Consider the following 15,504-nt stretch of genomic DNA (forward strand, 5'->3'; position numbering starts at 1 on the left):
CCCGGAGAACCATAAGGCCTTGAGCGCCCTCACTTGCTCTCCGGATCGAACACCCCATCCCAATCGTCGGCGAGCGCCGCGGTCCGCAGCCGCGCGATGCGGTAGCCCATCGCCGCGGCATAGTCGGTGAGCCGGCCGGCGGAAAGGGCGGGGAGATCAGCAAGGTGCGAGAGCGCGATGTCCCAGGCCCGTCCCCGGTAGGCGGCGAGCATCGCGGCCTGCGTCTCCCGGAGCCGGACAAGGTCGATCTCCGCGGCAACGCCGGCATCCCCGAGGAGGGCCGAGACCGTCAGCGCCGTCTTTTTGCCCTTCACCCGCACCCGGTCGAGTTCCAGAAATTCGTAGCCCTTGGCTGCCGCGACCGTTGCCTCGCCGGCAAGGATCGGGACGCCGTAGAATTTGGTGAGGCCTTCCAGCCGCGAGGCGACGTTGACGTCGTCACCGATCACCGAATAGTCGAAGCGCTGTTCGGAGCCGAGATTGCCGACGCAGCACGCGCCCGTGTTGATGCCGATGCCGATGGCGACCTTTGCGGTCTCGCCGTGCTCGGCGTTGAAGGTCTTCAGCGCGGCCAGCATGTCGAGCGCGGCGCCTGAGGCGTTGCTCGCATGGTCCGGATCGTCGACCGGCGCGTTCCAGAACGCCATCACCGCATCGCCCATATATTTGTCGATGGTGCCCCGGCGCGACAGGATGACGTCCGTCATCGGCGTCAGGAACGCATTGAGGAAGCGGGTCAGCGTCTCCGCCTCCATGCCCTCCGACAGGGTGGTGAAGCCGCGAATGTCCGAGAACAGAAGCGTCATCTCCCGCATCTCGCCGCCGAGCTTCAGCCGCGCCGGATCGGCCGCCACCTCGTCGACGAGGTCGGGGGCGAGGTAGCGGCTGAAGGCGTTGCGGATCTCGCGGCGCGCCCGCTCCTTGGAAAAGATCACGGTCGCCGAGGCCGCAAAGAGCGCGCCGAGCGCTGTGCCGGCGGGGAACACCGGGTCGATGAAGAGCCCCTGCCGGGTGAAGGCGAACCAACTCGCAAGGCAGAAGAGCGCGGAGAGCGACAGCGCCACGGGCAGCGCACCGCGCACCGGCAGTTTGGCGACGACGACGGCGGAGAACAGCGCGCCGAGGACGGCGGCAACGATCTCCAGCCCCGGCGCCCAGTCGGGCCGCGCCAGCCAGCCGCCGGAGACGATGTGCTCGATCACCTGGGCATGCACCTCGATGCCCGGAACGACGGCGGCGACCGGGGTCGCCCTGAGGTCGAACAGTCCCGCCGCGCTGGTGCCGACAAGGACGATACGCCCCTTCAGTTCCTCGGCCGGGACCTCGCCGGCGAGGATCTTCCAGGCCGGAACATAACGGCCCGGCGCCGGCTCCGAATAGCGCACGACGACGGCGCCGTTGGCATCGGTCGGCACCTCGAAGGCGCCGATGCGGATGGCGTTGAGCCCGGTCGTCGCGCCGAAGGCGGTCTCGCCGCTGGCATTGGAGGCGCGCAGCACATAGGTCGAGGCGCCCTGCGCCACCCGGAGCGCCTCCGCTGCGAGCGTCGGCACGAAGCCGTCGGGACCGGACAGCACCATCGGCACCCGGCGGATCACCTGGTCGCGGTCGGGCAGCCAGTTGATGGCGCCGATCCCCCTGGCGTTGTCGGCAAGCACGTCGAGCGGCGCCGTCGCGCCCGCATAGCGGCGGATGAACGGCTTAGGGTCGTCGCCGGCAACCGCATAGCCGGCCTTCACCGGCAGCGTGCCGCCCGGCTTCTGGGTCAAGGCCGCGGCAATGACGGAGCCGGTCTCGCCGAGCGCGGAGGCAAAGGAGATGTCGTGCGGGACGGAAAGCTCCAGCGCCTTGGCGAGCGCGCGCCGCGCCGGCGTGTCGGCAAGCGTCGTCAGCACCTCTTCCGGCGAGGTGCGGTCCGGCTCGGCGAAGAGGAAATCGAAGACGATGGCCGCGGCGCCGGCGTCGCGGGCGAATTCCGCGATCGCCGCCAACCGGTCGCGCGGCCACGGCCACTGGCCGAGGCGCGCCAGCGAGGCCTCGTCGATGTCGACGATCCGCACGGGAAGCTCTGGCGACCATTCCCTGGGGAGCGCCCGCTGATAGGCATCGAAGACGAGGTTGGACAGGTTGGTGAGCGTGTCGGGCAGCGTTACCCGGGCAAGGAAGGCTGCGGCGACGATGACGCCGGCCGCAAGGATCGCCAGCCCCGGCGATTGCCGCGGCCGCCTTGCCCGGCGCGGCGCACCGGCCGCCATGTCAGAACCGGGCCAGGACCCGTCCGGCCACCGCGTGATTGTCGAAGTCGCGGGTCGGATCGTTGGAGTTCTGGATCTCGTAGCGGTAGTCGAAGCGGAAATCGACGTTCTCGGCAACGAGGTCGCGCAGGATCACCGACCCGCCGGGGGCGAGATAGGTGTCGCGCCGGTCGGCGCCGCCGACGACGACGGGCTTGTCGAACCAACGCTGGAACAGGCCGACATTGGGGCCGGCCAGCAGCCACTCGGCGAACGGATAGTAGTATTCCACCCGGGTTCCGGCCTCGAAATAGCGGCCGGGCTCGAAACCGCTCGGGATGACGACGCCGGGCCTTGTGTCGACGCCGCTCCAGCGCAGCCGCGGCTTGACGACGATGGCATCGGCATCGTCGAGGAGGCCGCCATAGCCGAAATGGCCGCGCAGGTCGATGACGGCGCCGTCGTCGGAGACCCAGCGGTCGGCATAGTCGCGCCAGGTGGCGCGCAACTCGATCGACTGCAGGGCGCCCTGCAGGTAGCCCTCAAAGCCGAGCGAGGCGCCGAATTCGCCGAAGAAGCTGTCGCCGTCGAGCCAGGCATAGCCGCCGACGAGCGCCGGGCGCACGGCAATGGTCGGCGTCAGGTCGAACAGCGGGCCGGTATCGGCCGAAATCGCGAAATTGTTGAGGACGTCGAGGTCGCCGAAGATCTCGCCGCTGCCCTCGATCATCGTGCGCCAGCGCTGCGTGCCGAAGGAGCGCTCATCGAGCACACGGACGACGGCAAAGGCGTTGCCGTCGTCGGTCTCGCCCGGCGAGGGAAACTGGCGCGGGTTCGACTGGTAGGCGCCGCCGAGCTCCAGGAACACCTGGGTGGTCGACGGCTGCAGCCGCCGGCGCATGCGCATCAGGCCGCTGATCGCCTCGGCATTGTCCGGATGGTGGACGAGGACGCGCTCATAGGTGGCGAGTGCCTTGCGGTATTCGCCGCGCGCCTCGGCCCGCGCCGCATAGGCGTTGTTGATCATCGGATCGGTCGGATCGGCGAGCACCGCGCCGTAGCCGGGATCGATCGCCCCGTCGGCGAGCACCGGCGCCGCGATCCCGGTCAGAAGGAACGTGCCGGCGAGGAGGGCGGCGAGACGTGTCATGCGGTTCCGGCTTCCCGTGGTCGTCCCCGTGGTCGTCAATGCGGTCATCTCGGCGGCCCAAGGTTCGCGGCAAGAAATTCTCAGGCGAAACTACCAAACGACAACGCCCGCGCAATGTGTTTCGGAAACCGCCTGTGGATTTGAGTGCGAAGTGTTGCATTCTGGTGCTGGACAAAGCCTTCGGTGTTGGGCGACAACGTTGCCAAGGCCGGATGATGGCTTGACGAAACACTGCCGGGGCAGGCGGAACGGGGCAGGGAAGGCGGAACGCAATGATTTCGGTCAGACGCAGACTTCTGCTGCTCGTTGCGGCCGGTGTGATGGCCGCCACCGCGGCAACGGCCCATGCCGCCGACCGCATCGGCGTTGCCTCGGCCATCCAGCGCGACGTCACCGGCACGCTGGCGAGCCAGGTGCGGACCCTCTCCCCCGGCAACGGCGTCTTCGGCAACGAGCGCATCGCGACCCGCGAGAAAAGCACGGCCCAGCTCCTGTTCCTCGACGAGACGAGCCTCTCGATCGGCCCGGTATCGGAAGTCGTGCTCGACCGCTTCGTCTACAATCCGGGTGGCACCGCCGAGGAGGTCTCGGTGGAGGCCGTGAAGGGGGCGTTCCGCTTCGTTTCCGGCTCGTCGAACTCGCGGAGCTACACGGTCAAGACGCCGCTCGCGACCATCGGCGTGCGCGGCACCATCTTCGATCTGGTCGTCCAGGCGGAAAAGGTCATCGTCATCCTCGTCGAAGGCGCGGTCGACGTCTGCGTCGACGGCACCTGCACCGGCATCGTCCGGCCCGGCCGCTTCATCGTCGTCCGGGCGAACGGCGGCATGGAGGGCCCGCGCCGCTGGGACGATTCCCTGCGCAACGTCCTCGGCAAGGTCTCCTTCCCGCTGTTCGGCAACCACCTCGACGCCGACCGCAGCCGGCCCTACGGCATCACCGATGCCCGCGACCGCGTCGACGAGATCGAGACGCGCGAGCGAGAGCGCTACTACCGCCGCTTCTTCGACAATGACGGCGACGTCACCGATCCCGATGTCGGCGTGGAAGCCCGGCGCCGGCGCTAGCCGCACAGCCGTCACGCCCTCGATATCTCCTATTCGTCCTCCCGTCCCATGCTATAGGTGAGGCAAAGATGCCCGCCGGACCCGCCGTCCGGTCACGGGGCGACAAGGAGGGAGTATCCAAAATGACCGCAGCGATCATCGGCTGGGCCCATTCGCAATTCGGCAAGCTCGGCGAGGAAACCGTCGAGAGCCTGATCGTCGACGTCGCCAACAGGGCCGTCGCCGATGCCGGCCTTGAGGCCCGTGACGTCGACCAGATCCTGCTCGGCCATTTCAACGGCGGCTTCTCCGCCCAGGACTTCACCGCCTCGCTGGTGCTGCAGGCCGACCCGGACTTCCGCTTCAAGCCGGCGCTGAGGGTGGAAAACGCCTGCGCCACCGGCTCCGCCGCCGTCCACCAGGGCCTGACCGCCATTGCCGCCGGCAAGGCGCGTTTCGTGCTCGTCGTCGGCGTGGAACAGATGACGACGACGCCGGGCCCGGAGATCGGCCGCAACCTCCTGAAGGCGTCCTACCTGCCGGAGGACGGCGACACGCCGGCCGGCTTTGCCGGCGTCTTCGGCAGGATCGCTGAAGGATACTTCCAGCGCCACGGTGACAAGTCCGACGCGCTCGCCGCCATTGCCGCCAAGAACCACAGGAACGGCGTCAACAACCCCTTCGCCCAGATGCGCAAGGACCTCGGCTTCGACTTCTGCCGGGCCGAATCGGAAAAGAACCCCTATGTGGCCGGCCCCCTGAAGCGCACGGACTGCTCGCTCGTCTCCGACGGCGCTGCCGCGCTGGTGCTGACGGACGCCGCGACCGCGCTCGGCCGCGACAAGGCCGTCGCGTTCAGGGCCGCCTCCCACGTCCAGGATTTCCTGCCGATGTCGAAGCGGGATATCCTGAAGTTCGAGGGTTGCGGCGTTGCCTGGCAGAACGCGCTGGCCGAGGCCGGCGTGACGCTCGACGACCTGTCCTTCGTGGAAACCCACGACTGCTTCACCATCGCCGAACTGATCGAATACGAGGCCATGGGCCTGACCAGGGAAGGCGAGGGCGAGCGCGCCATCCTGGAGGGCTGGACGGCGATGGACGGCAAGCTGCCGGTCAACCCGTCGGGCGGCCTGAAGTCCAAGGGCCATCCGATCGGCGCCACCGGCGTTTCCATGCACGTCCTGACGGCTATGCAGCTCACCGGCACGGCCGGGGACATACAGGTCAAGGACGCCTCCCTCGGCGGCGTCTTCAACATGGGCGGTGCGGCCGTCGCCAACTACGTGTCGATCCTGCAGGCGATGAAGTAGCGGCGCCGCGCTATGGACAACGGCTGAACGTCAGGTTGCAAGCACGCGGGGCGAAAGCGGCAGGCAAAATGCCGCCTTGTCCTTTCCGGGGCAATCGGGCATCACGCGACAAGGCTGGTGCGGGGTGTCCGCTGCCGGCAACCGTTCAGCAATTGCAGCAAGGGTCGTGAGCCATGGAAGAGCCGAAAGCCGGCGATGCCGTCCGGATCGAGGACCGTGAGGTCGTCTATCGGGGCTTCGTCACCTTCGAGCGCATGACCGTGACCCATCCGGCCCGCGACGGCTCGGAACTGACCGTCGTGCGCGAGGTCCATGACCACGGCTCGGGCGTCTGCGTCCTGCCGGTCGATCCGCGCCGCCGCACCGTCCTGCTGGTGCGCCAGTTCCGCGTGCCGGTCTATCTCGACGATGCCGACGGCCATCTGGTGGAGGTGTGTGCCGGCCTCACCGACGAGGGCGATGCCGACCCGGAGACGACGGCGCGGCGCGAGGCGGCCGAGGAACTCGGCTACGACGTCACCTATCTGAGCCGCGTCGGATACGTCTATTCCTCGCCCGGCATCATTACGGAAAAGATGGTGCTCTTTCTCGCCGAATACGGCGAGGACAGCCAGATCCACGAAGGCGGCGGGCTTGCCCATGAGGGAGAGGACATCGAGGTCCTGGAATGGACCTGCGACCAGCTCCGCCAGGCGGTCGTTTCCTGCCAGATCCGCGACGCCAAGACGGTCATCCTCGCCCAGGCCCTGATGCTGCACCGCCCGGAGCTGTTCAGCTAGGGGCCGAAAGCCTGATCCTCCCTCCGACCGGTCCTGGCACCGGCCCCTGCAAACATCTGAGACGGCCGATCCGATGTCCGGGTCTCTTCCAAGCTTACGGCGTGCGGCCGCGTTCGTCCTGGTTGCCAGCGGAACCGTCATCGGGCTCGCCGGCACGGACCTGGTCTTGCCGGCCGTGCCGAGCCTGCCGGCCGCGCTCGGCGGGACGCTGGAGCGGGCACAGCTCGTCCTTGCCGCGTTCACCGGCGGCACGGTGGTCGGGCTGCTCATGTTCGGCGAACTGGGCAACCGCTTCGACCAGCGAAAGCTGCTGGCGGGCTCGCTCCTCGTCTACGCCCTTGTCTCCGCCCTTGCCGCAATGGCGCCCTCGCTCGATGCCCTGATCGGCCTGCGTGCGGTGCAGGGCGCTTCGGCCACCGCGGCGGCCGTGTTCGCGCCCGGCATCCTGCGGGCGCTCTATGGCGACGAAGATGCCGTCGGCGCCCTCGGGCGCATCAGCAGCATCGAGGTGCTGGCCCCCGCCCTCGGCCCGATCGCCGGTCTCTGGCTGCTGAACGCGTTCGGCTGGCGGGCAAGCTTCCATCTGCTTGCCGCCCTTGCGTTCTCCCTCGGGCTCCTGGTCCTTTTCTGGCGCCGGCTCCTGCCCGACGCGCCGCGCCGGAACGGTACCGGCGGCTATCGCCATCTGCTGTCGAACTGGACGTTCGTGCGGAGCGCCATCGAGCATGCGGCAACGGTCGGCGGGCTGCTCCTCTTCGTGTTCGGCGCGCCGACTGTCTTCGTCGTCGACCTCGGGGCGACGGTCACGGATTTCATCATCATGCAGGCGATCGGGATCACCGTTTTCATCGTGCTGGCCAATGTCTCGGGCCGGCTGGTGAAGCGGTTCACGGTGGAATGGGTGGTCCGGGCCGGTGCGCTGATCTTTGCCGTCGGCGCCGTCGCCATGCTGGTCTATGCCGTTGCCGGTGGCGCCGATACGGCCATCGTGACCGCGATCTTCCTGCTGGTGAATGGAGGTCTCGGCATCCGCGGCCCGGCGGGCTTCCACCAGGCGATCGTTGCCGCCGAGGACGATGCCCGCGGGTCGGCCTTCGTGATCATGGCGATGCTTGGTGTCGCGGCCGTCGGCACGGCGCTCGTCGCGCCGTTCATCACCGATGGCCTGGTGCCGCTCGCCGCGGTCACGGCGATGCTGGCCGTGACGGCGCTGTTGCTGAGGTTTTCCGCCAGCCCGGCGCGGGCGTAGTCGCCGGCCGGGGGCGTCGGGCGCACAGGCGCCGGTCCGCAAATCGTATCAATGGGAAAAAGAATGCGTTGGGCGGCTAAATGTCGGCGTTCTCATGCACCGTCGACACCGCCCTCTGCATTTTCGTCATGCGCGGCTATGCCACTCAGGCGTAGCGCACCTCATCCACCGGCTCGCTCGCCGAGATCAGGTTTTCGCGGGTGCGGATGAGCTGGCGCACCAGCCGACCCGAGGCTTCCTTCTCGTCGCCCTTGCGGATGACATCCAGGATCGCCTTCATGTCCTCTTCGAGAACGGCGACCGAGGCAGGCGTCATCGCGGTGGCCAGGAGGCCGGCGAGGCGTGCCTGCAACGTGCGGATGGTCTCCATGTGGAGCGGCCGGTCGGCCCCCGCATAGATCGCGTCGTGGAACCGCCGGTCGATCTCGCCGATGGAAAGGCCGCCACCTTCCTCGCGCAAAAGACCGATCGCCGTTTCCGCCGCCTCGAAATCACGCGGCCCGAGCCGCGGCATCGACAGCCGGAGCACATGCGGCTCCAGTTGCAGACGGATCTCGAAGACTTCCGCGATTTCCGAGGTATCCGGGACGTGGACGAAGGTGCCGCCTCCATAGACCACGTCGATCAGTCCCTCGGCTTCGACGCGTCGAAGCGCCTCGCGAATGGGGATCCGGCTGACACCATAGCGCCGCGCCAGGGTGTCTTGGATCAAAGCCGCTCCGGGCTTGAGGATCCCCGCCATTATGTCGCTGCGCACCGCCTCGACGATGTCAGCAGGTTTTAGTTTTCTTGCATCCATGAATTTGGCCTCTGTATCCATTTCAGGCAACCGATCCACCACTTTTCGAATCATACACGTGGACCGATTGGTCTCAAAATATAGCATCCGATGAATTTATCAATAAACCGCAATTCATTTGTATACAAAAGTATAGAACTATGGCACAAGGGAGAATTGAAGCGTCACGCTCTAGGCTCGAGTCAAATTCATCCGCGTATGACGCTGCCGGATAATGGTTTCAATTCGCAAAAAACAACGCAGTATTTCACAAATTAACAATTCTAGGAGCAATAACCAAAGATATATTTCGAAATAGTGGTCAAATAAAAATCAGTTAAGCGGCTTACTTCGCAGCGTTGCTTGTCATATTGTCGACACAAAGCGGCGGCGCCCGCCGGGTGACGCATAATAATTATACGGTTGGTCGAACGTTTTGGTTCAGATTCTGTCGCGCATTGCGAACCAGCTCATCGCCAGAAAGAGCATCGGCCAGCGCAGCATCTTGCCGCCCGGGAAGCGCGGGATCGGAAGTCTTGCGAATGTATCCAGCTTTTTCTGGTCGCCGGAAATCGCCTCGGCGAGCAGTTTTCCGGCCAAATTGGCGATTCCGACGCCATGTCCGGAATAGCCGACCGCTGCATAGAGCCCTGGCGTCGGCCGCCTGAGATAGGGCATGCGGGGCACCGTGACGGCCAGCGTACCGCCCCACGCATAATCGATCACAACATCGTGAAGTTGTGGATAGATCTTCAGCATGTGCTTTCGCACGAAGGCCGGAAGGTCTTTGGGGAAGCTCGGAGTGTAGTTTTCGCCGCCGCCGAACAGCATCCGCCCGTCGGGGCTGAGCCGCCAGTAGTTGATGACGAAGCGGCTGTCGGAGGCCGCCTCGTTGCCGGGAATGAGGGCCCGAGCCCGCTCTTCGCCGAGCGGCTCGGTTGCCAGCACGAAATTGTTGATCGGCATGATCCGCGTTTCGGTCTCGTGGTCGAGCCCGGCGAGATAGCCGTTGCCGGCAACGACCACCGCCTCGGCGCGGATGCAGCCGTCGTCGGTGTCGACCCGCATCGGCTCGCCCTCATGGATGGCGAGCACCCGTGTGCGTTCGTAGATCTTCACGCCGAGCCCGTCGGCGGCCCGGGCGAGCCCGAGCGCGAAGTTCAAGGGATGGAGATGGCCGGCCTCCGCGTCGCGCGAGCCGCCGTAATAGACGTCGGTGCCGAGCGCCGCGCTCACCTCGTCCCGGTCGAGGAGGGTGATGGCCTCGTAGCCGTAATCGCGGCGGAGCTTTTCCACATAGGCGTGATCCTCCGCGACATAACGCTTCTTGTGCATGGCCTCGATGAGGCCCGGGGCGAAATCGCAGTCGATGTCGTAGCGGGCGATCAGCTCCTTGACGACGCGCTTGGCCTCTTGCGACAGCTCCCACAAATGGCGGGCGTCGTCCTTGCCGACGGCCCGCTCCAGCCAGTCCTGGTCGCGGCGCTGGCCGGAATGGAGCTGGCCGCCATTGCGCCCCGTTGCGCCCCAGCCGATCCGGTTGGCTTCCAAGAGCGCGACGGAAAAGCCGAGCTCGGCCAGATGCACGGCCGTGGAAAGCCCGGTGAAGCCGCCGCCGATGACGCAGATGTCTGCAGAGGATTCGCCGAAAAGCGCCGGCCAGCTCCGCATGCCGATGGCGGTTGCGGCATAATAGGAATCTGCGTGCGGTTCCGCCTCCGGCCGGCTCATCCCATCAGGCCCGCTTTCGTGAGTTCGGAAAGGGTGGCATCGAGCGTCTTTGTGACCCGCTCGATGAAGTCGTCGATCTCCTCGCGGGTGATCACCAGAGGCGGCGAGACGATCATGGAATCGCGTACCGCCCGCATCACCAGTCCGTTCTTGAAGGAGATGTCGCGGCACAGCGTGCCGACGTCGCCGACCGGCTCGAACCGCTTGGTGCGGTCCGGCTTCGCCGGCGCCAGTTCCAGGGCCCCGACCATTCCGACCATGCGCGCCTCGCCGACCAGCGGATGCTCGCCGAGCGCCAGCCATTTCTGCTGCAGATAGGGGCCGGTGTCCGAAGCAACGCGTTCCACGATGCCCTCGCTGCGGAGGATATTGATGTTGGCGATCGCCGCCGCGCAGCACACCGGATGGCCGGAATAGGTGTAGCCGTGGAAGAACTCGCCGCCCTGTTCCAGCGTCTCCGAGACATGGTCGGCCATCAGCACGCCGCCGATCGGCAGGTAACCGGAGGAAAGGCCCTTGGCGATCGGCATCAGGTCGGGCTTGAGGCCGTAATAGTCGGAGCCGAACCAGGTGCCGAGCCGGCCGAAGCCGCAGATCACCTCGTCGGCGATGAACAGGATCTCGCGTTCCGAACAGATCCGCTTGACCTCCGGCCAGTAGCTGTCCGGCGGCACAATGACGCCGCCGGCGCCCTGGATCGGCTCGGCGATGAACGCCGCCACCTTGTCCTCGCCGAGGGCATCGATCGCTCGCTCTAGCTCGCGTGCCGCCCAAAGGCCGAACTCCTCCGGGCTTAGATCGCCGCCCTCGCCGTACCAGTAGGGCTGGGCGATGTGGTGGATGCCGGGGATCGGCAGGCCGCCCTGGGCGTGCATCCCGCCCATGCCGCCAAGGCTGGCGCCGGCGACCGTGGAGCCGTGATAGCCGTTGTGGCGGGCGATGATCGTCTGCTTTTCCGGCTTGCCCTTGATCTGCCAGTAGGTGCGGACCATGCGCACGATGGTGTCGTTGGCTTCCGATCCGGACGAGCAGAAGAACACCCGGTTGATGTGCGGCGGGGTGATTTCCGAGAGCAGTTCGGACAGCTTGATGACCGGCGGATGGGTGGTCTTGAAGAAGGTGTTGTAGTAGCCGAGTTCCTTCATCTGGGCATAGACCGCTTCGGCGATCTCCTCACAGCCGTGGCCGATATTGGTGCACCAGAGCCCCGCCATGCCGTCGAGAATGCGGTTGCCGTCGGAATCGGTCAGCCAGACGCCGTCGGCGGAGACGATGACCCGCGCGCCCTCGGTGTTGAGCGCGGCGGTGTCGGTGAACGGGTGCCAGTGGTGGCGGGCATCGGCCTCGCGCAGCGCCGCGGTCGGATAGACGTTCGAAAGCACGTTCATGGGGATCACATCTCCCGAATGTTGAGGGCCCACGACGAAAGGGCGGGCGTTAGACGTTGAGCAGCAGGTATTCCCGTTCCCAGGGCGAGATGACCCGCATGAAGGTCTCGAATTCCTCTTCCTTCATCGCCCGGTAGACGGCGCCGAAACGGTGCCCGAAGATGTCGCCGAGCTCCTCGCAGGATTCGAACAGGGCGACGGCTTCCAGGAGGCCGCGCGGCAGGCCGAAAGGCAGGTTCCGGGCGGACCCCTCGATCGCCTTGTCCGGCCTGAGGTCGTGGGTGAGGCCGAGATAGCCGCAGGCGAGCGACGCCGCGAGCGCCAGATACGGATTGGCATCGGACGACGGCACCCGGTTCTCGATGCGCCGCGCTGCCGGAGAGGAGTTCGGGACGCGCAGGCCCACGGTGCGATTGTCGTAGGCCCACTGCACGTTGATCGGCGCCGCCGAGTGGCGGGTCAGCCGGCGGTAGGAATTGACGTGCGGCGCCAGCATGCACATCACATGCGGCAGGAACCGCTGCAGCCCGGCGATATAGGAGAGGAACTGCGACGTCTCCTCGCCGTCCTCGCCGGAAAAGATGTTCTCACCGGTATCCTTGTCGACGATCGACTGGTGGATGTGCATGGCCGAGCCCGGCTCGTCGGCGATCGGCTTGGCCATGAAGGTGGCGTACATGTCGTGGCGCAGCGCCGCCTCGCGGATCGTGCGCTTGAACATGAAGACCTGGTCGGCGAGTTCCAGCGGGTCGCCGTGGCGCAGGTTGATCTCCATCTGCGCTGCGCCTTCCTCGTGGATCAGGGTGTCGATCTCAAGGCCCTGAAGCTCGGAGAAGTCGTAGATGTCGTCGAACAGGTCGTCGAACTCGTTGATCGCCGAGATCGAATAGGACTGCCGCCCAATTTCCGGCCGGCCCGAGCGGCCGATCGGCGGCTCCAGCGGATAGTCGGCATCGGTGTTCGGCTTGACCAGGTAGAACTCGATCTCCGGCGCGACCACCGGCTTCCAGCCCTTTTCCTCGAACAGGCCGACGACCCGCCGCAGCACCTGGCGCGGCGCGATGTCGAAGAGGTTGCCGTCGCCGTCATAGGCATCGTGCAGGAGCTGCGCCGTCGGGTCGCTCTCCCACGGCACCACGGCCAGCGTCGAGAAGTCCGGCTTGAAGAACAGGTCGCCCTCGGCCGGGTCGTAGTCGACCTCGTCCGGCAGGTCCGGATAGTCGCCGGAGATCGTCTGCATGAAGATCGAGCCGGGCATGGTCATCGTCGTGCCGGAGAAGAACTTCTCCGTCGGCATCATCTTGCCCTTCGGCACGCCGGCCTGGTCCGGCACGATGCACTCGATGTCCTCGATGCGCCGCGCCTTCAGCCAGTCGCGCGCCTCCTCCAGGGAGGCAACGCCCCGTGCCGCCGCAACCGGTGTGTCGGAGGAACTCATATCTTCATCCAGATGCTTTTCAGCTCGGTGTATTTCTCAAGCGCATGGAGCGACTTGTCGCGGCCGATGCCGGACTGCTTGAAGCCGCCGAACGGCACCGTGATGTCGCTCTCGTCGAAGCAGTTGACCCAGACCGTGCCGGCCCGGAGCGCCCGCGAGGCGCGGTGGGCGGTGGACAGGTCGCTGGTCCAGATCGCCGCGGCAAGGCCGTAGATGGTCTTGTTGGCGATCTCCATCGCCTCGTCGAGGCCGTTGAAGGTGAGGGTGGACAGCACCGGCCCGAAGATCTCTTCCTGGGCGATGCGGTGCTGCGGCGTCACCTTGTCGAACACGGTCGGCTCCACGTAGAAGCCGCCGGTGTTGACCATTTCGCGCTCGCCGCCGAGCACCAGTTCGGCGCCGTCCTCGCGGCCCGCCGCGATATAGCCGAGCACGCGCTCCATCTGCTCCTCGGTGACCATGGCGCCGAGGCGGGTGTCGGGATCGAGCGGGTCGCCCGGCCGCCAGCGTCCGGCGGCCGTCGCCAGGTGCTCCATCACCTCGTCCTTGATGCTGGCATCGACCAGCAGCCGGGAGCCGGCGTTGCAGACCTCGCCCTGGTTGAAGAAGATGCCGGCCGCCGCCGTATAGGCCGCGGTCTTGATGTCGGCGGCATCGGCCATGATGATGTGCGGGCTCTTGCCGCCGCATTCCAGCGCGATGCGCTTCATGTTCGACTGGCCGGAATACTGCAGGAACAGCTTGCCGACCTCGGTCGAGCCGGTGAAGGTGACGAGGTCGACGTCCATGTGCCGGCCGAGTGCCTGGCCGGCGGTCTCGCCGTAGCCCGGCACGACGTTGAAGACGCCGTCGGGGATGCCCGCCTCGGCGGCGAGTTCGGCAAGCTTGAGCGCCGACAGCGGCGACTGTTCGGCCGGCTTGACGATGATGGAGTTGCCGGTGGCAAGCGCCGGGCCGATCTTCCAGGACGCCATCAGAAGCGGGAAGTTCCAGGGGATGACGGCGCCGATGACGCCGAGCGGCTCGCGCACCACCATGGACAGGGTGTCGTCGGCGCTCGGCCCGATCTCGTCATAGACCTTGTCGATGGCTTCCGCGTAGTAGGCGATGGTGTTGGCGACCAGCGGCACGTCGATGCCCGAGGAGTCGCGGATCGGCTTGCCCATGTCGAGGGTTTCAAGCAGCGCCAGCTCGTCCTTGTTCTTGCGGATGAGGTCGGCGAACTTCAAAAGCACGCGCTTGCGCTTTCCCGGCGCCAGGCCGGCCCAGCGGCGGTCCTCGAAGGCGGTGCGGGCGGCCTTGACCGCCTTGTCGACGTCGGCGCTGTCGCATTCGGCGACATTGGCGAGCACCTGGCCGGTCGACGGGTTGATGCTCTCGAAGGTCTTGCCGGAGGCGGCATCGACGAAGGCGCCGTCGATGAAGGCCTTTGTGCGGAGTTGAAGGTCCGCCGCCGCCTTGTGCCAGTCGTCGCGGGTCGGCTTGTCGAGCATGGGTGTCCCTCCGGTCGTCGAATGTGGTCTGAAAGATTTGGCCCGATTTGTGATCACATTCCGGGCTTTTGTCAAATGCTATCCGGGCGCGCCGGCGTCCCGGCCGAGGTCGACGGAGCCGATCAGGCGCATGCCGTCGAGGATGTCGTTGCGGATCGCCTCGCGCACGCCCGCCTCGTCGCGCCGGGCGATCGCCGCGATGGCTTCCTTGTGCTGGTCGACGAGGGTGATGGTGCCGACCCGGCCATAGACGGTGCGCATGAACGGGCCGAACTGCAGCCACAGGCTCTCGATCAGCGGCAGCAGGACCGGCGCGTCGGCGGCGCGGTAGATGGTGAAATGGAAATCGTGGTTGAACTGCATGTAGTTCTCCACGTCGCCGGTCTCCAGGCACCGGTCGAGGGCGTCGTCGATGGCCGTCAATGCCTTGATCGAGGCCCGGTCGAGGCAGGGCAGGGCGAGGGCCGCGACCTCCGGCTCCAGCAGGACCCGGGCGCGCATCAGGTCGTCGAAGCGCGACGGCGTCATGGTCGGCACGATGACCCGGCCGTTGGCCTGGATCTCCAGCGCGTGTTCGGCCGCAAGCGCCCGGATCGCCTCGCGCACCGGCATCGGGCTGGTGCCGAGCGTTGCCGCAAGGCCGCGCAGGGTCAGCGCCCGCCCGGGCACGATCCGCCCGGTCAGCAGTGCCTGGCGCAGTTCCGCGATCGCCTTGTCGCGGACCGTGCCGCGGGCGCCGGGCTCGGGCGTTGCATCCGGGGTGCTGTCGTAGTCGAGGCTCATTGCGCCGCGCCGCTCCTGATTGTGGCCGTCGATGCGCGGCTACGTCCTTGGCCGGACCGGCGATCGCGCTTGACATTGCTTCGAGAAATGTGATCACAATTCGTCCAATTTGCAACGGCAGACAT

At 66.6% G+C, this 15,504-nt stretch carries 12 protein-coding genes; 4 read left to right on the top strand and 8 right to left on the bottom strand.

What is annotated here, in order from left to right; translation table 11 throughout:
* Positions 1-29: 29 nt before the first annotated feature.
* Together M2319_RS11910 and M2319_RS11915 are read right to left on the bottom strand one after the other, a co-directional pair.
* A complete protein-coding gene (locus M2319_RS11910; protein ID WP_264601681.1) occupies positions 30-2,255 on the bottom strand; it encodes a CHASE2 domain-containing protein in 2,226 nt (741 codons plus the stop codon).
* Position 2,256: 1 nt separating this feature from the next.
* Positions 2,257-3,384 (bottom strand): hypothetical protein, encoded by a 1,128-nt coding sequence (locus M2319_RS11915; RefSeq protein ID WP_264601682.1) that lies wholly within the window; start codon positions 3,382-3,384, stop codon positions 2,257-2,259.
* A 272-nt stretch (positions 3,385-3,656) separates the two neighbouring features.
* On the opposite strand from M2319_RS11915, the gene M2319_RS11920 reads away from it, so the two are divergent.
* The 4 genes from M2319_RS11920 to M2319_RS11935 all read left to right on the top strand — a co-directional run bounded on the left by M2319_RS11920 (position 3,657) and on the right by M2319_RS11935 (position 7,768).
* Positions 3,657-4,451, top strand: coding sequence for a FecR family protein (locus M2319_RS11920; protein ID WP_264601683.1), 795 nt, complete (start codon positions 3,657-3,659; stop codon positions 4,449-4,451).
* 122 nt (positions 4,452-4,573) lie between these two features.
* A complete protein-coding gene (locus M2319_RS11925) occupies positions 4,574-5,740 on the top strand; it encodes an acetyl-CoA acetyltransferase (RefSeq protein WP_264601684.1) in 1,167 nt (388 codons plus the stop codon).
* Positions 5,741-5,913: 173 nt separating this feature from the next.
* Entirely contained in the window at positions 5,914-6,519 is a 606-nt protein-coding gene (locus tag M2319_RS11930; protein ID WP_264601685.1) for an NUDIX domain-containing protein, read from the top strand.
* 73 nt (positions 6,520-6,592) lie between these two features.
* Positions 6,593-7,768, top strand: a complete 1,176-nt coding sequence (locus tag M2319_RS11935) for an MFS transporter (RefSeq protein ID WP_264601686.1) — start codon at positions 6,593-6,595, stop codon at positions 7,766-7,768.
* Positions 7,769-7,913: 145 nt separating this feature from the next.
* Here M2319_RS11935 and M2319_RS11940 read toward each other — a convergent pair whose 3' ends face one another.
* From M2319_RS11940 to M2319_RS11965, 6 genes are all read right to left on the bottom strand, one after another.
* On the bottom strand, positions 7,914-8,621 hold the full coding sequence (locus tag M2319_RS11940; protein ID WP_264601687.1) for a GntR family transcriptional regulator: 708 nt from the start codon (positions 8,619-8,621) through the stop codon (positions 7,914-7,916).
* A gap of 366 nt (positions 8,622-8,987) precedes the next feature.
* A complete protein-coding gene (locus M2319_RS11945) occupies positions 8,988-10,277 on the bottom strand; it encodes an NAD(P)/FAD-dependent oxidoreductase (RefSeq protein ID WP_264601688.1) in 1,290 nt (429 codons plus the stop codon).
* Positions 10,274-11,665: an aspartate aminotransferase family protein gene (locus M2319_RS11950; RefSeq protein ID WP_264601689.1), complete on the bottom strand. Its 1,392-nt coding sequence runs from the start codon at positions 11,663-11,665 to the stop codon at positions 10,274-10,276. Before M2319_RS11950 ends, M2319_RS11945 begins: the two co-directional genes overlap by 4 nt.
* Positions 11,666-11,714: 49 nt before the next feature.
* Positions 11,715-13,103, bottom strand: coding sequence for a glutamine synthetase family protein (locus M2319_RS11955; protein ID WP_264601690.1), 1,389 nt, complete (start codon positions 13,101-13,103; stop codon positions 11,715-11,717).
* On the bottom strand, positions 13,100-14,596 hold the full coding sequence (locus tag M2319_RS11960) for an aldehyde dehydrogenase (protein WP_264601691.1): 1,497 nt from the start codon (positions 14,594-14,596) through the stop codon (positions 13,100-13,102). The genes M2319_RS11955 and M2319_RS11960 overlap by 4 nt, the downstream gene beginning before the upstream one ends.
* A gap of 78 nt (positions 14,597-14,674) precedes the next feature.
* Entirely contained in the window at positions 14,675-15,379 is a 705-nt protein-coding gene (locus M2319_RS11965) for a GntR family transcriptional regulator (RefSeq protein ID WP_264601692.1), read from the bottom strand.
* Positions 15,380-15,504 lie beyond the last annotated feature (125 nt).

Source organism: Rhodobium gokarnense, from assembly GCF_025961475.1.
In the GTDB taxonomy this organism is placed as follows: domain Bacteria; phylum Pseudomonadota; class Alphaproteobacteria; order Rhizobiales; family Rhodobiaceae; genus Rhodobium; species Rhodobium gokarnense.